The 19875-nt window shown below is 62.6% G+C and carries 16 protein-coding genes; 4 read left to right on the forward strand and 12 right to left on the reverse strand.

Going from position 1 to position 19875, the window contains the following annotated elements; all coding sequences use genetic code 11:
• Position 1: 1 nt before the first annotated feature.
• The 5 genes from ACJ8OK_RS16235 to purL form a co-directional block, all read right to left on the reverse strand.
• Positions 2 to 1624: an NAD+ synthase gene (locus tag ACJ8OK_RS16235; RefSeq protein WP_082997532.1), complete on the reverse strand. Its 1623-nt coding sequence runs from the start codon at positions 1622 to 1624 to the stop codon at positions 2 to 4.
• Between the two features lie 130 nt (positions 1625 to 1754).
• Positions 1755 to 3095 carry a two-component system response regulator GlrR gene (gene glrR, locus ACJ8OK_RS16240; RefSeq protein WP_004941361.1) on the reverse strand — a complete coding sequence of 447 codons (1341 nt, stop codon included), beginning with the start codon at positions 3093 to 3095 and terminating at the stop codon, positions 1755 to 1757.
• A complete protein-coding gene (gene qseG / locus ACJ8OK_RS16245; protein WP_082997531.1) occupies positions 3092 to 3964 on the reverse strand; it encodes a two-component system QseEF-associated lipoprotein QseG in 873 nt (290 codons plus the stop codon). Before qseG ends, glrR begins: the two co-directional genes overlap by 4 nt.
• 3 nt (positions 3965 to 3967) lie before the next feature.
• Positions 3968 to 5404, reverse strand: coding sequence for a sensor histidine kinase (locus ACJ8OK_RS16250; RefSeq protein WP_004941357.1), 1437 nt, complete (start codon positions 5402 to 5404; stop codon positions 3968 to 3970).
• A gap of 887 nt (positions 5405 to 6291) precedes the next feature.
• Positions 6292 to 10182, reverse strand: a complete 3891-nt coding sequence (purL, locus tag ACJ8OK_RS16255) for a phosphoribosylformylglycinamidine synthase (protein WP_033633600.1) — start codon at positions 10180 to 10182, stop codon at positions 6292 to 6294.
• Between the two features lie 278 nt (positions 10183 to 10460).
• Here purL and mltF point away from each other — a divergent pair, with 278 nt between their 5' ends.
• On the forward strand, positions 10461 to 11921 hold the full coding sequence (mltF, locus tag ACJ8OK_RS16260; protein ID WP_019452327.1) for a membrane-bound lytic murein transglycosylase MltF: 1461 nt from the start codon (positions 10461 to 10463) through the stop codon (positions 11919 to 11921).
• Here mltF and tadA read toward each other — a convergent pair whose 3' ends face one another.
• The gene (gene tadA, locus ACJ8OK_RS16265; RefSeq protein WP_015378796.1) at positions 11922 to 12428 is read right to left on the reverse strand and encodes a tRNA adenosine(34) deaminase TadA; all 507 of its coding nucleotides are present in this window, start codon (positions 12426 to 12428) and stop codon (positions 11922 to 11924) included.
• Positions 12429 to 12545: 117 nt separating this feature from the next.
• Here tadA and ACJ8OK_RS16270 point away from each other — a divergent pair, with 117 nt between their 5' ends.
• Positions 12546 to 13598: a DUF2157 domain-containing protein gene (locus ACJ8OK_RS16270; RefSeq protein ID WP_261441081.1), complete on the forward strand. Its 1053-nt coding sequence runs from the start codon at positions 12546 to 12548 to the stop codon at positions 13596 to 13598.
• 48 nt (positions 13599 to 13646) lie between these two features.
• Here the strand turns inward: ACJ8OK_RS16270 and yfhb are convergent, their stop codons facing one another.
• From yfhb to murQ, 3 genes are read right to left on the reverse strand one after another with little or no spacing between them, the layout of a single operon-like run.
• Positions 13647 to 14303, reverse strand: a complete 657-nt coding sequence (yfhb, locus tag ACJ8OK_RS16275) for a phosphatidylglycerophosphatase C (protein WP_033632312.1) — start codon at positions 14301 to 14303, stop codon at positions 13647 to 13649.
• 3 nt (positions 14304 to 14306) lie between these two features.
• On the reverse strand, positions 14307 to 15674 hold the full coding sequence (locus ACJ8OK_RS16280; protein WP_442530688.1) for a PTS transporter subunit EIIC: 1368 nt from the start codon (positions 15672 to 15674) through the stop codon (positions 14307 to 14309).
• Positions 15675 to 15692: 18 nt separating this feature from the next.
• Complete coding sequence (gene murQ / locus ACJ8OK_RS16285) at positions 15693 to 16586, reverse strand: N-acetylmuramic acid 6-phosphate etherase (protein WP_033632310.1); 894 nt, start codon at positions 16584 to 16586, stop codon at positions 15693 to 15695.
• Positions 16587 to 16753: 167 nt separating this feature from the next.
• Here murQ and ACJ8OK_RS16290 point away from each other — a divergent pair, with 167 nt between their 5' ends.
• Positions 16754 to 17602 carry a MurR/RpiR family transcriptional regulator gene (locus ACJ8OK_RS16290; RefSeq protein ID WP_016929788.1) on the forward strand — a complete coding sequence of 283 codons (849 nt, stop codon included), beginning with the start codon at positions 16754 to 16756 and terminating at the stop codon, positions 17600 to 17602.
• Positions 17603 to 17654: 52 nt separating this feature from the next.
• A complete protein-coding gene (locus ACJ8OK_RS16295) occupies positions 17655 to 17915 on the forward strand; it encodes a YfhL family 4Fe-4S dicluster ferredoxin (protein ID WP_033632309.1) in 261 nt (86 codons plus the stop codon).
• 45 nt (positions 17916 to 17960) lie between these two features.
• Here ACJ8OK_RS16295 and acpS read toward each other — a convergent pair whose 3' ends face one another.
• From acpS to recO, 3 genes are all read right to left on the reverse strand, one after another.
• Entirely contained in the window at positions 17961 to 18341 is a 381-nt protein-coding gene (acpS, locus tag ACJ8OK_RS16300; RefSeq protein ID WP_004929169.1) for a holo-ACP synthase, read from the reverse strand.
• A complete protein-coding gene (pdxJ, locus tag ACJ8OK_RS16305) occupies positions 18341 to 19072 on the reverse strand; it encodes a pyridoxine 5'-phosphate synthase (protein WP_442530689.1) in 732 nt (243 codons plus the stop codon). The genes acpS and pdxJ overlap by 1 nt, the downstream gene beginning before the upstream one ends.
• 71 nt (positions 19073 to 19143) lie before the next feature.
• The gene (recO, locus tag ACJ8OK_RS16310; RefSeq protein WP_004929165.1) at positions 19144 to 19875 is read right to left on the reverse strand and encodes a DNA repair protein RecO; all 732 of its coding nucleotides are present in this window, start codon (positions 19873 to 19875) and stop codon (positions 19144 to 19146) included.

The following is a 19875-nucleotide window of genomic DNA, read 5'->3' on the forward strand; positions in this document are numbered from 1 at the left end:
TTTACCAATTTTTGCGGCCAAAACCGGATGTGATGGGGTAGCGGCGGTCTTTGCCGAAGTTACGGGCGGTGATGCGCGGCCCGACGGCGGCCTGACGCCGCTTGTATTCGTTGATGTCCACCAGGCGGATCACCTTGCGCACGATCGCTTCATCGAAGCCTTCGGCCACCAGATCGGCGACCGACTTGTCGCGCTCGACGTAACCTTCCAGGATCGCATCCAGGATATCGTACGGCGGCAGGCTGTCCTGATCGACCTGATCCGGCGCCAGCTCGGCGGACGGCGGGCGATCGATCACCCGCTGCGGGATCACGTAGGAGACGGTGTTACGGTATTCAGACAGCTTGAACACCAGCGTTTTCGGCACGTCCTTCAGCACGTCGAAACCGCCGGCCATATCGCCGTACAGCGTGGCGTAACCCACCGCCATTTCGCTCTTGTTGCCGGTGGTCAGCACGATGCTGCGGCGTTTGTTGGACAGCGCCATCAGCACCACCCCGCGGCAACGCGCCTGCAGGTTCTCTTCGGTGGTGTCGCGCTCGGTGCCGGCGAACATCGGCGACAGCTGGCCCATAAAGGCGTCGAACATCGGTTCGATGGAGACAATATCGAACTCCACGCCGAGGATTTCCGCCTCTTCCTTGGCGTCGGCGATGCTGATATCCGCGGTGTAGCGGAATGGCATCATCAGCGCCTGCACCTTGTCTTTGCCCAACGCATCCACGGCGATCGCCAGCGTCAGCGCCGAGTCGATGCCGCCGGACAGCCCCAGCACCGCGCCTTTAAAGCCGTTTTTGGTCACGTAGTCGCGCACCGCCAGCACCAGCGCCTGGTACACCTGCGCCAGCTGCGGCAGTTCGGCGGCCGGATCGGCCATCGGCACCACATCCAGCTCGTTGAATTCCAGGCGGGTCACCTGCTCGTCGAAGGCCGCCAGACGGTGAGTCATGGTGCCGGCGGCGTCGAAGACCTTGGAGCAGCCGTCGAAGATCAGCTCATCCTGGCCGCCGACCTGGTTGAGGTACACCAGCGGCAGCTGAGTGCGCTGGCAGTGGCCGGCCATCAGCGTTTTGCGGATATACGGTTTTTCGCGATTATACGGCGAGGCGTTGATCGACAGGATAATCTCCGCGCCGGCCGCCTTGGCGGCGTCGATCGGCTCAGGGAACCACAGATCTTCGCAGATCAGCAGCCCCAGACGGTAGCCTTTCAATTGCACCACGCAGGTGTCGTTGCCGGCGTGGAAATAGCGCTTCTCATCGAACACGCCGTAGTTCGGCAGCTGCTGCTTGAAGTAGCGGGTCAGCAGGCGGCCTTCGGCGAACAGCGACAGCGCGTTGTACAGCTTGTCGCCTTCGCGCCACGGGTGGCCGACCAGGATCGCCGTCTCGGCGGAAGCCAGCTGCAGGCGCAGCAGCTGCGCATCACAGCGCTCATAGAAATCATTGCGATACAGCAGGTCTTCCGGCGGGTAGCCGGACAGCGCCAGTTCGCTGAACATGACCAGATCGGCTCCCGCCTTCTGCTGCTCCTGCACGATTTGCAACATGCGTTCGGTGTTGCCTTCAATGTCGCCGACCAGCAGGTTCAACTGGGCCAGGGCGATGGAAAGTGATCTGCTCATTTGTGTACGATCCCGCTTAATACGTTCCATGGTGCTCTACGCCGGGGCGCGCCGCGGCAAAGAGAACGGAGTGTAAATCATTCCGCCGGATTTGTTGAGAACCTGCGTGGCAGGCGCCGGCGGGAAACTGTCATTCTTTAAAATCGTTGGCGTCCAGCTCGTGGCGCGACAGCAATTTGTAAAACTCGGTGCGGTTGCGGCCCGCCATGCGCGCGGCCTGGGTCACGTTGCCCTTGGTGATCTGCAGCAGCTTGCGCAGATAGTGCAACTCAAACTGGTTGCGCGCTTCGGCGAAAGTCGGCAGCGCGGTGTTTTCCCCTTCCAGCGCCTGCTCCACCAACGCTTCGCTGATCACCGGCGCCGAGGTCAGCGCCACGCACTGCTCGATGACGTTGACCAGCTGACGCACGTTGCCCGGCCAGCTGGCGGTCATCAGCCGCTTCATGGCGTCGGTCGAGAAGCTGCGCACGAACGGCTTGTGCCGCTGAGCCGCTTCGCGCAACAGGTGATTGGCCAGCAGCGGGATATCTTCGGCGCGCTCGTTGAGCGCCGGGATCTTCAGGTTCACCACGTTGAGGCGGTAGTAGAGATCCTCGCGGAACTCGTTCTTCGCCATCGCCTTTTGCAGATCGCGGTGGGTGGCGGAGATGATGCGCACGTCAATGTCCAGATCGCGGTTGCTGCCCAGCGGCCGCACCTTGCGTTCCTGCAGCACGCGCAGCAGCTTCACCTGCAGCGACAGCGGCATATCGCCGATCTCGTCGAGGAACAGCGTGCCGCCCGCCGCCGCCTGGAACAGCCCTTCGCGGCTGCTGACCGCGCCGGTAAAGGCGCCCTTGGCGTGGCCGAACAGTTCGGACTCCAGCAGCTGCTCCGGCAGCGCGCCGCAGTTGATGGCGATGAACGCCTTGCTGGCGCGCGGGCTGGCCGCGTGGATCGCCTGCGCCACCACCTCTTTACCGGTGCCGCTCTGGCCGTTGATCAATACGCTGACGTCCGACTGCGCCACCATTTTCACCTGCTCCAGCAGGCGCAGCATCAACGGGCTGCGGGTGACGATGTCTTCCCGCCAGGCATCGTCGCCGGCCGGGCTGGCCGACAGCGCGAGCGCCTCGTCGATGGCCTTGTACAGCGCATCGCGATCCACCGGTTTGGTGAGAAAGCTGAACACCCCCTGTTGGGTAGCGGCCACCGCATCGGGAATCGAACCGTGCGCGGTGAGAATGATCACCGGCATGCCCGGCTGATGTTTTTGGATCTCGGCGAACAGCGCCATGCCGTCCATCTCATCCATGCGCAGATCGCTGATCACCAGATCGATCTGTTCGCGCGCCAGCAGGCGCAGCGCTTCCTGGCCGCTTTCGGCGGTGGTGACGTGAAAACCTTCGCTGGTCAGGCGCATGCCCAGCAGCTTCAGCAGGCTGGGATCGTCGTCAACCAATAACAGGTTGGCCGGTTTGCGTGCGGTCATTGCGCGTGGGACTCCTTATTGGCAGGGTGCGGCGTATAGGTGTCTTCCGGTTCAACCGGCAGCGCAGTGCCCTTTTCCGGTTCGTCCTGCGGCTCAGCCCCTTTCGCGGCCGCGCCGTTTTTACCGGCGGCTTCGCCCTTTTGCGAGCCCGCGCCGCTGTCCGGTATTTCCCCTTGCAACTGCTTGCGCGATGAGAGCTGGCGCTCGATGTCGGTCAGGTTTTCCAGCTTGCGCGAGGTGTCCTGCAGCTGCGATTGCAAGCGCGCCTGGCTCTGGCGCAGTGAATCGATCTGGCTGTCGCTGCTTTCCTGCAGATGCTGATAACGCGCTTTCTCATCGAACAGCGTGATCTGCAGCATCTGCTGCTGGCGCCACAGCTGCGTCAGTGGACGCAGCGAACCGGGGAACTCCATCCGGTAACTGTTGATCCTGTCGAGCATCTGGCGACGTTCGCCGGAGGTCGGCTGTGCGCTCCCCAGCAGAATGCTCTGTTTGAAAACGCCGGACCAGCTGTCGCCAGGCACCGTTTTCGCCAGCGCGCGCGCCTGGGTTGAGCCGATGCGATCGGCGCAGTCCATCGCACGCAGCCAGTAGAGCGCGTTATCCATCGCGTCCTTGTCGTCCAACTGCCACAGGGTATCGCAGGCCGCGGTGCGGTAATCGATCACCTTGGTATCCGGGATCGCCTCTTGCTGCTGAGCGCTCAGGCCGCCGCTGACCGCGCGATCGACGCAGCCCGCCAGCAACAGCGGCATAAAGAAAACGGCGCCCAACCAGCTGATCGGGCGTTTGCCGAGCGGCGCTCTGTGCGTGGCACGCGGTGAACGTTCGGTCTGTGAAAGACGAAGGCGTTTAGACCATGTGTACATTATTTATTCATTCTCGGCGGTTAACGGCAGTTCAATGCGGAAGCAGACGTCTGCACCGGCGACCGTCGCCAGTTGCAGCTCACCGCGCATGCGACGGATACAGTCCTGAGCGATGCTCAACCCCAGTCCGCTTCCTTTTACCGCCCCTTTTCGCTGGTGACTACCCTGGAAAAAAGGCTCGAAAATCATGGCTCTTTCAGCCTCGGGGATCGGCGTGCCGGTATTGGCGACGTCGATTTGCACCCGTTGTCCAACCTGACGGCTGCGGATCCAAATGTTACCGGATTCCTTGCCGTAGTGCACCGCATTGGAGTAGAGATTATCCAGCACGCGCATTAATAGCGTAGGCTCTGCCCAGCAGATTTCCGCCTCCAGCGCGATTTCGGTGGAAATCATCTTCGCCCGCGCCGGCAAACTGTGCGCGGCGACCACCAAATCGACCATCTCGCGCAGCTCGACGTTCTCGTGTTCCGCCGGGCCGTCGGCCAGTTTGCGGTTGTAATCCAGCAGTTGTTCAATCAGCTGCTGCAGGTGGCGGCTGCTGTTGTCGAGGATCGCCACCACCTCTTTTTGATCGGAGGTCAGCGGCCCCGCCACCTCGTCGGCCAGCAGTTCGGTGCCTTCACGCATGCTGGCCAGCGGCGTTTTCAACTCGTGCGAGATATGGCGCAAGAACTCGTGGCGCTGCGACTCCAGCCACGCCAACCGTTCGCTCAGCCAGATGATGCGCTGCGCCAGCGAACGCAGCTCGCGCGGCCCTTTAAACGACGCGGTGCTGCCCAGCGCGCGCCCTTCCCCCAGGCGATTGATCATCCGTTCCACGGCCTTGACCGGCCCGATGATCATGCGGGTGAACAGCACCACCAGCAGCACGCTGACCAGGAACAACAGCAGCGCCTGCCAGCCGAAGAACTGACCGCGCTCGGCGATGGCCTGCTGCAGCTGCTGGCCGCGTGAAAACACCACCGCGCGCGTGGCCTGCACCATTTCGGCATTGGATCGCGAGAACGACTCGAGCAGGGCCGAGGCCTCTTGGTCCGGCCCGCTGTTATGGCATTTGATCGCCGCCAACTGGGTCAGCAACTGACGCAGCGTTTGGTAATAACGTTCGTCCGGCAGGATCGGCGCGTGGGCGTCCAGCATCTGCGAATACTGTTTGCGCTGGTTCTGGTACAGCTTCTGCAGCGTAGGATCGACCAGCACGCAGTACTGACGATAGCTGCGCTCCATCTCCAGCGCCACGCTGGTCATCGCCTCGCTGCGCCGCGCGTCCACCAGCGTGGTGCGGTTGATGTCCGCCGCCTGCGCGCTGAGGTGATCCAGGCTCTGGTAGGCTTGATAGGCCAGCACCAACAGCGGCAGCAGCACCAACAGGAAGGCCAGCAGCACCAATTGCCGCAGCGAACGGGGGAATAAACGCCATTTTTTCAACGAAATCATCTCATTCTCTCAGCTCTGTCACGATGCTAACTGACTCGCCGGAAAGAGAAAAGCCCGGCAGGGGAGAATCCTGAACGCGCAAGGAAAAAGCCGCGGGATCGGCGAAGCGCGCCCATAGGCCTGGCCTGCCGACGGCATGCGGCCCCGGTAACATCAACCGGTGCGAAAACGAGCGTGTGGGGATAGCGTCTGCGTTCGAGGGCATAGGCAACGAAACGGGCATAAGCGCAGCGTTGAGAATTGACGCCGGGGCAAGAAACTTGCCCCAACGCAAGGAAAGTGTGGATGCCCTTAAACCTCGTCCCCAGGGTGATGTAGCGCAGCGGCTGGCATCGAACAGGACGAATAGCATCCGTAAGTATCCAGGATTGATGAACCCTTCATCACAGTTGGATACAGGCGGTGCCTCACTCCACGTGTCGCCCGATGCTTGATAAAGCCGCTTGCGCGGTCTGTTATCGGTTTGGTTGGACGATAGGCACCATTTCTTTGGCATCATTCGGAGGCTTATGAGGCGATTTGCCGTCTAATTACGGCGCCGTCATAAAAAGGTGAATGAGCAGCCGCTGAGAATAATGCACGTAGCGTGCCAATTTTGCAATAAAAATAATAACACAATGATTTTATTTGAAAATAAAATTACACAAGCAAATTCACCCACCCATTACGCACTGATGAGCGATGAAAAAAACGCCGTGCTGTCGCCAAATGCAGACAACTAAAGTCAAACCTGCTTACCAACAATAAAATCAACAAGTTAAACGTCTCCATTTGGCGACAGGGAAAATGGCGCTTGTCGCAAAATGCAGACACTGCCGCCAGACGGCGAACGCCGGCCATAAAAAAGGGCGCAATTGCTTGCGCCCTCTGTACGGTGGTGACCGTTTTTAGCCCAGCTGCTTACGGGCGTTGCGGAACATACGCATCCACGGGCTGTCCTCGCCCCACTCTTCCGGGTGCCAGGAGTTGCTGACGGTGCGGAACACGCGCTCCGGGTGCGGCATCATCACCGTGGCGCGCCCGTTGGCGCTGGTCACGGCGGTGATGCCATTCGGCGAACCGTTCGGGTTAGCCGGGTAAGCTTCCGTCACCTGACCGGCGTTGTTGACGAAACGCAGCGCCACCAGACCATGGCTTTCCAGCGCCGCCAGATGCGCCGCATCGCGCACTTCGACGTGCCCTTCACCGTGGGAAACGGCGATCGGCATGCGCGAACCGGTCATGCCCTGCAGGAACAGCGACGGGCTGGCCGCCACTTCCACCAGGCTGAAGCGCGCCTCGAAGCGATCCGACAGGTTGCGCACGAAGCGCGGCCAGTGTTCGGCCCCCGGGATCAGCTCACGCAGGTTGGACATCATCTGGCAGCCGTTGCATACGCCCAGCGCCAGCGTCTGCGGACGGTGGAAGAACGCTTCAAACTCGTCGCGCACCCGCTCATTGAACAGGATAGACTTCGCCCAGCCTTCACCGGCGCCCAGGACGTCGCCGTAAGAGAAGCCGCCGCAGGCCACCAGCGTGTGGAAGTCCTGCAGATCGCGGCGCCCGGCCAGCAGATCGCTCATGTGCACGTCCACGGCGTCAAAGCCGGCGCGGTGGAACGCCGCCGCCATTTCAACGTGGGAGTTCACCCCCTGCTCGCGCAACACCGCCACTTTCGGGCGAGCGCCCTTGGCGATGTACGGCGCGGCGATGTCTTCCTCGGGTGCGAAGGTCAGCTTCACGTTCAGGCCGGGATCTTGTTCATCCTGCTTGGCCTGATGTTCCTGATCGGCGCACGCCGGGTTGTCGCGCAGGCGCTGCATCTGCCAGGTGGTTTCCGCCCACCAGGTGCGCAGCGTATTGCGGCTTTCGCTGTACAACGCCTTGCCATGTTGGTTGATGACGAAACGATCGCCGGCCTGCGCGCTGCCGATCTGATGCACGTTGTCGGTCAGCCCATGCTGAGCGAACGCCTGCTTCACCTCGTCGAGACGTTCGGCGCTCACTTGGATCACCGCGCCCAGCTCTTCGTTGAACAGCACCGCCAGCGCATCGTCGCCGAGGCCATCGAGGTTAACCTCTACGCCGCAGTGACCGGCGAAGGCCATCTCCGCCAGCGTCACCAGCAGGCCGCCGTCGGCGCGGTCGTGATAAGCCAGCAGCGCGCGATCGGCCACCAGCTGCTGCATGGCGTTGAAGAAGCCCGCCAGCTGCGCGACATCGCGCACATCGGCCGGTTTGTCGCCCAGTTGGCGATAAACCTGCGCCAGCGCGGTGGCGCCCAGCGCGTTATGGCCGTTGCCCAGGTCGATCAACAGCAGCGCGCTGTCGCCCTTATCGGTGCGCAATTGCGGCGTCACGGTGTGGCGCACGTCTTCCACGCGGGCGAAGGCGGTGATGACCAGCGACAGCGGCGAGGTCATTTCGCGCTGTTCGTCGCCTTCCTGCCAGCGGGTTTTCATCGACATGGAGTCTTTGCCCACCGGAATGGTGATGCCCAGCGCCGGGCACAGCTCTTCGCCCACCGCTTTCACCGCTTCGTACAGGCCGGCGTCTTCACCCGGGTGGCCGGCGGCGGCCATCCAGTTGGCGGACAGCTTCACGCGCTTCAGGCTGCCGATTTCCGTGGCAGCCAGGTTGGTCAGCGCTTCCCCGACCGCCAGGCGGCCGGAGGCGGCGAAGTCCAGCAGCGCCACCGGCGCGCGTTCGCCGATCGACATCGCCTCGCCGTAATAGCTGTCCAGGCTGGCGGTGGTGACCGCGCAGTCGGCCACCGGGATCTGCCAAGGGCCGACCATTTGGTCACGCGCCACCATACCGGTGACGGTGCGGTCGCCGATGGTGATCAGGAAGGTTTTCTCCGCGACGGCCGGCAGATGCAGCACGCGCTTCACCGCGTCGGCCAGCGTGATGTCCCCACGCTGCACCGCCTGGCCCTGCGCCTGCAGACGGGTGACATCGCGGGTCATCTTCGGCGTTTTGCCGAGCAGCACGTCCAGCGGCATGTCGATCGGTTGGTTGTCGAAGTGGCGGTCGTTCAGCGTCAGATGTTGCTCTTCGGTCGCTTCACCGATCACCGCATAAGGCGCGCGCTCGCGGCGGCAGATCTCGTCGAACTGCGCCATCTGCGCCGGGGCGATCGCCATCACGTAACGTTCCTGCGATTCGTTGCACCACACTTCCAGCGGGCTCATGCCCGGCTCGTCGTTGAGGATATCGCGCAGCTCGAAGCGCCCACCGCGGCCGCCGTCGCTCACCAGCTCCGGCATGGCGTTGGACAGGCCGCCGGCGCCGACGTCATGGATAAACAGGATCGGGTTCTGGTCGCCCAGCTGCCAGCAGCGGTCGATCACTTCCTGACAGCGGCGTTCCATTTCCGGGTTGTCGCGCTGCACCGAAGCGAAGTCCAGATCGGCATCGGACTGGCCGGACGCCATCGAGGACGCCGCGCCGCCGCCCAGGCCGATATTCATCGCCGGGCCGCCCAGCACCACCAGCTTGGCGCCGACGGTGATTTCCCCTTTCTGCACGTGATCGGCGCGGATGTTGCCGATGCCGCCCGCCAGCATGATCGGTTTATGGTAGCCGCGCAGCTCGACGCCGTTATGGCTGTTGACGCGCTCTTCATAGGTGCGGAAGTAGCCCAGCAGCGCCGGACGGCCGAATTCGTTGTTGAACGCCGCGCCGCCCAGCGGGCCTTCGGTCATGATGTCCAGCGCGGTGACGATGCGTTCCGGTTTGCCGAAGTCCTGCTCCCACGGCTGTTCAAAGCCGGGAATGCGCAGGTTGGACACCGAGAAGCCCACCAGGCCGGCCTTCGGCTTGGCGCCGCGGCCGGTGGCGCCCTCGTCGCGGATCTCGCCGCCGGAGCCGGTCGCGGCGCCCGGCCACGGCGAAATCGCCGTCGGGTGGTTGTGAGTTTCCACCTTCATCAGGATGTGCGCGTCTTCCTGATGATAATCGTACGTGCCGTTCTCCGGCGCGGCGAAGAAGCGGCCGACCTGCGAACCTTCCATCACGGCGGCGTTGTCTTTATACGCCGACAGCACGTAGTCCGGCGTCTGCTCATAGGTGTTTTTGATCATCTTGAACAGCGATTTAGGCTGCTGCTCGCCGTCGATGATCCAGTCGGCGTTGAAAATCTTGTGGCGGCAGTGCTCAGAGTTGGCCTGCGCGAACATATAGAGTTCGATATCCGTCGGGTTGCGCCCCAAACCGGTAAAGGCATTCAGCAGGTAGTCGATCTCGTCCTGCGCCAGCGCCAGGCCGAGCCGGACGTTGGCTTGCTCCAGCGCAGCGCGCCCTGCGCCCAGCACGTCGACCGACTGATACGGCGCCGGCTGATGGTGCGCGAACAGCTGTTCAGCCTGTTGCAGCTCGCTGAAGACGGTTTCCATCATGCGATCGTGCAACAGTGCGGCGAGCTGGCGCCACTGGGTTTCCGTCAGCTCGGGCGCCTTGACGTAGAACGCCAGGCCGCGCTCCAGGCGCAGCACCTGTTGCAAGCCGCAGTTGTGGGCGATGTCGGTGGCTTTGGAAGACCAGGGAGAAATGGTGCCCGGACGCGGCGTAACCAGCAACAACCGGCCTTCGGGAGCGTGTTCGGCGAGAGAAGGACCGTACTTGAGCAGACGCTGAAGCTTGGCGTGTTCTTCGGCACTTAGCGGTGCGCTGACATCGGCAAAGTGGACGTACTCGGCGTAGATATCACTGACGGGCAGGTGAGCGTCCTGGCAGCGGGACAGCAGTTTGGTAATGCGAAAAGCCGATAAAGCGGGCGAACCACGCAGAATTTCCATAATCAAAGTTCTCTCGTCTTCGAAGCGAAGGATAAGACGCTTCATTGGGCGCAACAGGGGAAAACGCGCGTCATTATAGAGAATCCTCGGCGCCGACGAAACCGTTTGCGTAGGGATTATTGATAAAAGCATGCCGCACCGTCGAATTGTCATAACGTGTCAATAAAGTTGCACACTGGCGTTTTGTTGCGCAAAATGCCCCCCGCACTGGTGATTTAACCATGAGAAAAGTCGCGGTTGTCGTCGCCGGCGTACCTGTGCCACCACTGGATAACTATTTGAAACGTCTTAAAATAAACTACATCCTCATCGGCGTTGTCACTCTGCTTCTGGCTCTCGCGCTGTGGCCCAACATCACCTGGCGCAGCGGCCAGGGTGGGCAACTCCAGGAGATCATTTCCCGCGGCGAGTTGCGTATCAGCACGCTGAATTCACCGCTGACCTATTTCAACACCAAGCAAGGGCCGGGTGGGCTCGACTACGAACTGGCCAAGCGCTTCGCCAACTACCTCGGGGTGAAGCTGGTGGTGATCCCCCATCAGAACATCAATGACCTGTTCGACGATCTGGACGACGACGACGCCGACCTGCTGGCGGCGGGCCTGATCTACAATCAGGAGCGCCTCAGCCGCGCGCGCACCGGCCCGGCCTACTACTCCGTTTCCCAACAGCTGGTGTACCGGCTGGGCACCGCGCGGCCGAAAAGCTTCGCCGACATCAAAGGCAAGCTGGCAGTCGCCTCCGGTTCCGCGCACGTCAGCACGCTAAAACAGCTCAAGCAGGATAAATACCCGGATCTCGCCTGGGAGTCCTCCAGCGATCTCACCTCCAAAGAGCTGCTGGAACGGGTGGCCGACGGCAAGCTGGATTACACCCTCGGCGATTCGGTGACCATCGCGCTGCTGCAGCGCATCCATCCGCAGCTGGCGGTGGCGTTCGACGTCACCGACGAAGAACCGGTCACCTGGTACCTGAAACGCGACGGCGACGACAGCCTGTACGCGGCGATGCTGGACTTCTACAGCCAGATGGTGGACGACGGCACCCTGGCGCGGCTGGAAGAGAAATACCTCGGCCACGTCGGCAGCTTCGACTATGTGGACACCAAAACCTTCCTGTCGGCCATCGATTCGGTGCTGCCCAACTTCCGCCCGCTGTTCGAGAAGCACGCCAACGAGATCGACTGGAAGCTGCTGGCGGCCATCGCCTATCAGGAATCTCACTGGAATCCGCAGGCCACCTCTCCCACCGGCGTGCGCGGCCTGATGATGCTGACCCGCGCCACCGCCGACGGCCTGGGGGTCAACGATCGCCTCGATCCGGAAGAGAGCATTCAGGGCGGCGCCCTTTACCTGCAGCGGCTGATGGCCAAGGTGCCGGACAGCGTGCCGGAAGACGAGCGCATCTGGTTCTCGCTGGCGGCCTACAACATGGGTTGGGGCCATATGCTGGACGCGCGCAAGCTGACCAAGACGCAAAAAGGCAACCCGGACAGCTGGGTCGACGTCAAACAGCGCCTGCCGATGCTCAGCCAAAAGCGCTACTACCCGCAGCTGACCTACGGCTATGCGCGCGGGCGTGAAGCCTACAACTATGTAGAAAACATCCGCCGCTATCAGGTCAGCCTGGTGGGCTATCTGCAGGAAAAAGAGAGAAAGGCGGCGCAGGCGGCCGCCGAGCAGGAAGCGTTGGGGAAAGGCTACCCGACGGTGATGCCGGAACTGGCGCTCAACTACTGATTATTCCGGCTTATCCGCCGCCCGCTGCGCCAGCCTGAGCGCTTTTTTCTGTTCGCGGCGCAGGCGGAAGAAATTGCTCAGGGTGGCGGCGCATTCGTCCGCCAGCACGCCTGAGACGATCTCCACCTGATGATTCATGCCCGGATGGCGCAAAATGTCCACCAGCGAACCGGCCGCGCCGGTTTTCTCGTCGGCGGCGCCATACACCAACCGGCGGATGCGGCTGTGCACCATCGCGCCGGCGCACATCACGCAGGGCTCCAGCGTGACGTACAGCGTGGCGTTCAGCAGGCGATAGTTTTGCAACACCGCGCCGCCCTGGCGCAGCGCCATGATCTCGGCGTGTGCGGTAGGATCGTGGCGGCCGATCGGCCGGTTCCAGCCCTCGCCGATGACCTGATTGTCCAGCACCAGCAGCGCACCCACCGGCACCTCGCCCTCTTCCTGCGCGCGCAGGGCCAGCTGCAATGCCTGACGCATCCAGTACTCATCGTTATATTCAGTCATCGCATAATTCCTCGTGCGCTTTTGCGGCGGGCATTATACACACTCGCCCTCCTTTGTCGTAGCCGCCCGCCAATGGCTATACTGGCCGAATCGGCAGGTGATTCAGGGACAAGAAGCATGAAACTCAGTAAAAAGTACGCCGTCGTGGTGCGCAAGGCGCTGGACGGCTGGGTTGGGGAAGGCGCCATGACGCCCGAACAACGGCAGCAACTGCTGCAGCATGTGGACGTGCAACCTTTCGACTGGCGGCGGCTGGCGCGCTATGCGTTTCTCGCCGCGCTGGCCTCGCTGCTAATCGCCGTCACCAGCCTGTTCGCCGACAGCGAACTGCTTGCATGGCTGAGCGGACTGTTCCGCTTCGACGCGCCGGTGCGCATGGCGATCGCCGGCGTACTCGCGGCGCTGGCCTATGTCTGGGCGCTGCGCCGCCGCCAACGGCACCCGGAAAAACGTTACGGCAACGAAGCGGCATTGTTTGTCGCCGTGTTGCTTACCGCCTGCGCCTTATGGCAACTGGGGGCCTGGCTGGATAACGGCAGCGGCCGGGTTTCCGTACTGCTGCTGGTCGCCGCGCTGCTGTACGGCGCGATCGGCTGGCTCAGCCGCTCCGGGCTGGTGTGGTGGTTCGCCCTGCTGTCGCTCGGCAATGCCTTCGGCGCCGAGACCGGCTACCTGTCCGGCTGGGGCGCCTACTGGCTCGGCATGAGTTACCCGATTCGCTTTATCGCCTTTGGCGCGGTGCTGATCGCCGCCGCATTACTGCTGCGGCCGCTGTTGGCGCAGCGCGGCCTGCAGCGGGTGTCGCTGGCGATGGGGCTGCTGTACCTGTTCATCGCCCTGTGGCTGCTGTCTATCTTCGGCAACTACGGCGATCTCGACAGCTGGTACCGCGCGCGCCAGATCGAGCTGTTCCACTGGAGCCTGCTGTTCGGGCTGGCCGCCCTCGCCGCCATCTGGCTGGGGCTGAAGCATGACGACGCCATGCTGCGCGGTTTCGGGCTGACCTTCCTCGGCATCAACCTGTATACCCGTTTGTTCGAGTTTTTCTGGGACAGCATGCCGAAGACGATTTTCTTCGCGCTGCTCGGGCTGAGCCTGTGGGCGTTGGGGCATTATGCAGAAAAGATTTGGCAGCTGGGGCGCAAGCCGCACGACGTGAGCGACGACTGATCGCGGTACCGATAAAAGCAACCAAGGGCGGAATTCTCCGCCCTTGGTTTATTCCAGCTGCTGCAGCTCGCCCTGCTTGCTCACCCGCCAGCGGTGCTCGCAAAAGAACAGCAGCGGATTATCCTGCTTGCTGTCGCTGTAACCGCTGTACAGCTGCAGCGGCGCGCCGAGCCGCTGTTCCAGCTGCACCACTTTCTGCGCCCCCAGGCAGCGCAGGGTCAAGACCCAACCGCCGCAGCGGCGCGTGATGCGGCTGCCGATCAACCGCACCCGCGGCAGAAACGCCGAATCGTGATACACCTGCTCCACCAGCCGTTCCGGCGAGCCGGTAATCAGCCACACTTCGGCATCGTGCTCCTCCAGATACTGCCGCAGCCGCATTTGCACCACCGGAAACGCGGTCACCTTCTGGCGGAAAGCCTCGATAAACTGCCGCTCCAGCGCCTTCAGCGTCGCTTCAGAACGCCCGAAAGTAATCGCCCACAGCAGCAGGCTCATCGGCCAGCGCGCTGCGCGCCCCAGCAGCAGCAGCGCCAACCCGATCGGCGGCAGCAGCGGTATTACCAGCAGCAGGTTCAGCGGTAGGCGGCGCAGCAGAAAGCGCAAAAAACTGCCGAACATATCCTCCTGATGCAGGGTGCCGTCCAGATCGAAAAAGACCACGCGGCGCCCCTCTGCGGCCGGTTGTTGCTGCTTGTCGCTCAAACGCTACTCCTCGGGATCGTCGAACCCCATCATCCAGGTGAAGAGAAAACCGGCGATAATCGTAATCAGCATCCCCGCCAGATACAACATCACCTTACCTGAGACGATGGTCAACGCCAAAGGCAGCCCCGAAATGCCGAAGGTGATGACCGTCGCCACCTTCCAGTAGCTGATCAGCGCACCGCCGACCGCCCCGCCAAGGCAGGCGCCGATAAACGGCCGGCCCAGCGGCAGCGTCACCCCGAAGATCAGCGGCTCGCCGATGCCGAGAATGCCGACCGGCAACGCCCCTTTGATCACCTTCTTCAGCCGCGCGTTGCGGGTTTTCAGCAGCACCGCCAGCGCCGCCCCCACCTGACCGACGCCGGCCATCGCCAGGATCGGCAGCAGCGGGTTGGAACCGTGCGCCTGCACCAGCTCGACGTGGATCGGCACCAGCCCCTGATGCAGGCCGGAGAGCACCAGCGGCAGGAACAGCCCCGAGAGCAACGCCCCCACCAGCAGCCCGCCCTTGTCGATCGCCAGATTGGCGCCGTGGGCGATGGCATCGGAAATAACCCCCCCGAGCGGCTGCAGGATCAGGATCGCCAATGAGGCGGTGACCAGCGTGGTCAGCAATGGGTTAAGGATCAGTTCGACCGACTCCGGCAACAGCGTGCGCAGGCGCTTCTCCACCCAGCACATCAACGCCACCACCAACAATACGGCGATCACCCCGCCGCGCCCCGGCTGCAGCGCCTCCCCGAACAGGGTGATCTGCGCCAGCGCCGGACTGGAGAGAATGCCGGCCATCACGCCGCCCATCGCCTGCGAACCGCCAAACACCCGCGCGGCGTTGACCCCGACCAGAATGTTCATGATGGCGAACACCGCGCTGCCGAAGATCGCCAGCAGCCCCAGCGCGTTCGGGTAGTCCACCGCCAGCTGGCCGGCGATGTCGGGCCGTTTCAGCAGGTTGATGATGCCGGTGATCAGGCCCGAGGCGATAAACGCCGGGATCAGCGGAATAAAGACATCGGCCAGCTTTTTCAGCGCGCCGCTCATCGGCGCAGCGTATTTTTGCTTGGCCTGCGCCTTGGTGCGGGCGGCGTCACCGACGGCGGCAACGGGCTGCGCATCACCGCTCAGCAGCCCGCGCATGGCGTCCACCACCTTGGCGGCGGCGCCCGGACCGACGATAAACTGATGCTGTTCACCCTGCTTGATATAGCCCTTCACCCCCGGCAGTTGCTTGAGGGCGGCCAGATCCAGCCGCTGCTCATCGCTGACCTCGACGCGCACCCGCGTCATGCAGTTTTCCAGTTTGAGGATATTGCCCTCGCCCCCTACGCCCGCCAGGATCTGTGCCGCCAATGCCGTTGTCTTGTCCATCGCCGCCCCCACCGTGAATTAACGCGCCAGCGCCGCGCGCAGGTAGCCATTGTGCCGCTGCAGCCGCTGCTGCGCCTCATCGGCGCTGACGCCAGCTAAAATCATCAGGATCGCCGGTTTGACCTCAAAGGCGGTCTGCGCCAGCGCCGCCTCAGCCTGAGCGCGTTCGGCGCCGGTGGCCTCCATCACGATGCGGCAGGCGCGATCCACCAGTTTGACGTTGGTAGCCTTCACGTCCACCATCAGGTTCTGGTAGACCTTGCCCAGTTTGACCATCGCACCGGTCGACAGCATGTTGAGTACCAGTTTCTGCGCGGTGCCGGATTTCAGGCGCGTTGAGCCGGTCAGCGCCTCCGGCCCCACCACCGGCGAAATCGCCACCTGTGCTTCGTGCGCAATCGGCGAATCCGGGTTGCAGGAGATGGCCGCCGTCGGGCAGCCCAGCCCGCGCGCATAGCGCAGTGCGCCGATCACGTAGGGCGTACGCCCCGAGGCCGCCAACCCCACCACCATATCGACGGCGGTGAGGTTCAGCGCCCGGAGATCGGCTTCACCCAGGGCCTCGTCATCTTCCGCCCCCTCCACCGCTTTGAGCAGCGCGCCCGGCCCGCCGGCGATTAGCCCCACTACCACGCCGTGCGGCACGCCGAAGGTCGGCGGGCACTCGGAGGCGTCCAATACGCCCAGGCGACCGCTGGTGCCGGCGCCCAAATAAATCAACCGGCCGCCGGCCTTCAACGCCGCCGCGGCCAAATCGACTGCCTGTGCAATCGCCGGCAACACCTTTTCGATCGCCTCCGGCACTTTGCGATCCTCCTGGTTAAAGCAACGAACCATGTCCAGCGTCGACATTTCATCCAGCCCCATGGTGGCTGGGTTGCGGGTTTCCGATACCAGTGCGCCTAAGTTCATCTGTTCACCTTTGAATTTTTAATTCACAAAATTAAATCAATATTTGAATATTTTATTCAACAAAGCGAGCGCTATTTGCTATTTTAACGGTGAGCTCACAAAAATTTTCACCGCGCGTTTTCGCCCTCTGCATGGCAAAATAGCCGCTGGTTTCCAGGGAAAGAACAATGAGTACCCTTCTGCGCATTCGCCAGATGTATCCGACACTGGCGCAAAACGACCGCAAGCTGGCGGACTTTCTGCTGAATAACGCCGAGCAGGCGCGCCATCTCAGCTCGCAAAAGCTGGCTCAGTTGGCCGGCATCAGCCAGTCGAGCGTGGTGAAGTTCGCCCAAAAACTGGGCTATAAAGGTTTCCCGGCGCTGAAGCTGGCGCTGAGCGAGACGCTGGCCCAACCGCAGGCCGAGCCGGTGGTGACCGTTCACAACCACATCCTCAGCAGCGATACGCTGAAAACCGTCGGTGAAAAGCTGCTGGCGGAAAAGCAGGCGGCGCTGCGCGCGACGCTCGACATCAACAGCGAAGAGCGGCTGCATCAGGCGCTGGACATGCTGCGCCAGGCGCGCCGGGTGATGCTGATCGGCATCGGTGCCTCCGGGCTGGTGGCCAAGGATTTTTCCTTCAAGCTGCTGAAAATTGGCGTGATGGCGGTGGCCGAAGCGGATATGCACGTCCAACTGGCGGCGGTGCAGGCGCTGGACAAACGCGATCTGCTGCTGGCTATCTCCTTCAGCGGCGAGCGGCGTGAAATCAATCTGGCGGCGGAAGAAGCGCGCCAGGCCGGCGCCAGGGTGCTGGCGCTGACCAGCTTCTCGCCCAACGGCCTGCAGCAACGCGCGGACCACTGCCTCTATACCATCGCCGAAGAACCCCACACCCGCAGCGCGGCCATCTCCTCCAGCACGGCCCAGTTCGCCCTCACCGACCTGCTGTTTATGGCGCTGATCCAGCACGACCTCGATCATGCCCGCGACCGCATCAAACACAGCGAACAGTTAATGAAAAAGTTGGTTTAACCGGTATAATCGCCGCTGCGAAAATACCCCTGTTAATAATGAGAGATACGCCATGGCCCTGCTAATCACACGCAAATGCATCAACTGCGACATGTGCGAGCCGGAATGCCCGAACCAGGCGATTTCGATGGGCGATGAGATCTACCAAATCGATACCGACCGCTGCACCGAGTGCGTTGGCCATTACGATACGCCAACCTGTCAGCAGGTCTGCCCCATCGACAACACCATCATTACCGATCCGCAGCATCGCGAGACTAATGAGCAGCTGTGGGATAAGTTCGTGGTGTTGCACCACGCCGATCGCATTTAACCCGCCGCAGGACTGACAAGGGCGCCATAGGCGCCCTTTCTCTTTTCAGCTTTCGACGATCACCGTCGCGCAGGCATAGCGCCTTTCATCGGCCAGCGAAACGTGGATCGCGGTGACCCCCATCTCCCCCGCCAGCTCGGCGGCGCGGCCGTGCAAACGAATATTCGGTTTGCCCAACGCATCGTTGAACACCTCGAACTGGTTGAACGCCAGGCCGTTGCGAATGCCGGTGCCGAACGCCTTGGCGGCGGCCTCTTTCACGGCGAAACGCTTGGCCAGAAAGCGAATCGGCTGCTGGTGCTGCTGGTACAGCGCCCACTCGGCGTCGCTCAGCACCCGGCGCGCCAGACGATCGCCGCTGCGCTCCACCACCGCTTCGATACGCGCCATCTCGACGATGTCGGTACCCAGCCCGAGCACCGCCATTACCGGCGCGCTTCCCGCATCAGCACTTTCATGTCGGCAACCGCGGCCGGCAGCCCGCTCATCACCGCCTGGCCGATAATCGCATGGCCGATGTTCAGCTCGTGCATTTCCGGCAGCGCGGCGATCGGCTGCACGTTATGGTAGGTCAGGCCGTGGCCGGCGTTGACCTTCAGCCCCTTCTCGGCCGCGTAGACGGCGGCGACCGCGATGCGGCGCAGCTCGGCCTGTACCGCCAGCTCGCCCTGCGCTTCCGCGTAGGCGCCGGTGTGGATTTCGATATAGGGGGCGCCCACCGCCACCGCCGCGTCAATCTGGCGATGATCGGGATCGATGAACAGCGAAACCAGAATGCCCGCCTGAGCCAGGCGCTCGACCGCCACGCTCATTTTGTCCATCTGGCCGGCGACGTCCAGGCCGCCTTCGGTGGTCACTTCCTCGCGTTTTTCAGGCACCAGGCAACAGAAATGCGGCTGCAGCTCAATGGCGATGTCCAGCATCTCGTCGGTCACCGCCATCTCCAGGTTCATGCGCGTCTGGATGGTCTGGCGCAGCAAGCGCACGTCGCGGTCGGTGATGTGGCGGCGATCTTCGCGCAGATGCACGGTAATGCCGTCGGCCCCCGCCTGTTCGGCAATGAATGCCGCCTGAACCGGATCCGGGTATTGGGTTCCGCGCGCGTTACGTAACGTGGCGATGTGATCGATATTGACGCCCAGCAGCAAATCAGCCATGACAACCTCTAAATACGATTTTCAGTGCCAGCAGTTTACACGCGGGCGCAGGGCGGAAAAAGGGGAAAAGGTCAGGCGTCGTCAACCGGCGTATTCGGCTGTTTGCGCACGAACTGGCGGAACAGTTCGCGGCTCTTCAACGGTTTGCCGCCGAGGTAGGGTTTCAGCGCCATGCGGGTGAAACGCTTGGCGGCGCGCAGCGTCTCGGCATCGGGAAACTGCCGCTCCGCCAGCGCGCGCAGTTCACGCCCGGTGAAGCTGTAGTGATCCACCACCAGGCTGGCGATAAAGCCTTTCTCTTCGCGGTAACGGTAGGTCATGGCGTCATCCACCGGCAGGCCGCTGCCGGCGCAGTGCAGAAAATCGAGGCCGTAGCCGAGATGATGCAACAAGGCCAGCTCGAACTGGCGCAGCGCCTGTTCCGGTGAACTGTCTTCCGCCGCCAGCGCCTGCAGGCATTGCAAGTAGTCGAAGAACAGCACCGAGTAGTTGGTTTCCTGCTCCAGCACGCGCGCCAGCAGTTCGTTCACATACAGGCCGCTGTAAAGCATCATGCCGCTGAGGGGTAAACCGAGAGAGACCGCTTCGGCGTTGCGCAGCGTTTTCACTTCGCCGCGGCCGCCCCAGCGCACTAACAGGGGGGTAAAGGGTTGCAGGCAACCCTTCAGATTGGAGCGGCGGCTGCGCGCGCCTTTCGCCAGCAAGCGCACCCGCCCATGACCTTCGGTAAACAGATCCAGCATCAGACTGGTTTCACTGTACGGCCGCCCATGCAGGACGAAAGCGCGCTCCCAGCCGTCCAC

Source organism: Serratia sp. CY71090, from assembly GCF_052166845.1.
GTDB lineage: Bacteria > Pseudomonadota > Gammaproteobacteria > Enterobacterales > Enterobacteriaceae > Serratia > Serratia nematodiphila.

What these genes read in the sequence shown, in the direction of transcription:
- purL (WP_033633600.1), bottom strand. Translation starts at nt 10,182, where the DNA reads ATGGAAATTCTGCGTGGTTCGCCCGCTTTATCGGCTTTTCGCATTACC.
- tadA (WP_015378796.1), bottom strand. Translation starts at nt 12,428, where the DNA reads ATGACTGAATATAACGATGAGTACTGGATGCGTCAGGCATTGCAGCTG.
- pdxJ (WP_442530689.1), bottom strand. Translation starts at nt 19,072, where the DNA reads ATGGCTGATTTGCTGCTGGGCGTCAATATCGATCACATCGCCACGTTA.
- murQ (WP_033632310.1), bottom strand. Translation starts at nt 16,586, where the DNA reads ATGAACTTAGGCGCACTGGTATCGGAAACCCGCAACCCAGCCACCATG.
- ACJ8OK_RS16280 (WP_442530688.1), bottom strand. Translation starts at nt 15,674, where the DNA reads ATGGACAAGACAACGGCATTGGCGGCACAGATCCTGGCGGGCGTAGGG.
- acpS (WP_004929169.1), bottom strand. Translation starts at nt 18,341, where the DNA reads ATGGCGGTGCTCGGGCTGGGTACCGACATCGTCGAGATGGCGCGTATC.
- ACJ8OK_RS16295 (WP_033632309.1), top strand. Translation starts at nt 17,655, where the DNA reads ATGGCCCTGCTAATCACACGCAAATGCATCAACTGCGACATGTGCGAG.
- ACJ8OK_RS16290 (WP_016929788.1), top strand. Translation starts at nt 16,754, where the DNA reads ATGAGTACCCTTCTGCGCATTCGCCAGATGTATCCGACACTGGCGCAA.
- ACJ8OK_RS16250 (WP_004941357.1), bottom strand. Translation starts at nt 5,404, where the DNA reads ATGATTTCGTTGAAAAAATGGCGTTTATTCCCCCGTTCGCTGCGGCAA.
- qseG (WP_082997531.1), bottom strand. Translation starts at nt 3,964, where the DNA reads ATGTACACATGGTCTAAACGCCTTCGTCTTTCACAGACCGAACGTTCA.
- glrR (WP_004941361.1), bottom strand. Translation starts at nt 3,095, where the DNA reads ATGACCGCACGCAAACCGGCCAACCTGTTATTGGTTGACGACGATCCC.
- ACJ8OK_RS16235 (WP_082997532.1), bottom strand. Translation starts at nt 1,624, where the DNA reads ATGAGCAGATCACTTTCCATCGCCCTGGCCCAGTTGAACCTGCTGGTC.
- ACJ8OK_RS16270 (WP_261441081.1), top strand. Translation starts at nt 12,546, where the DNA reads ATGAAACTCAGTAAAAAGTACGCCGTCGTGGTGCGCAAGGCGCTGGAC.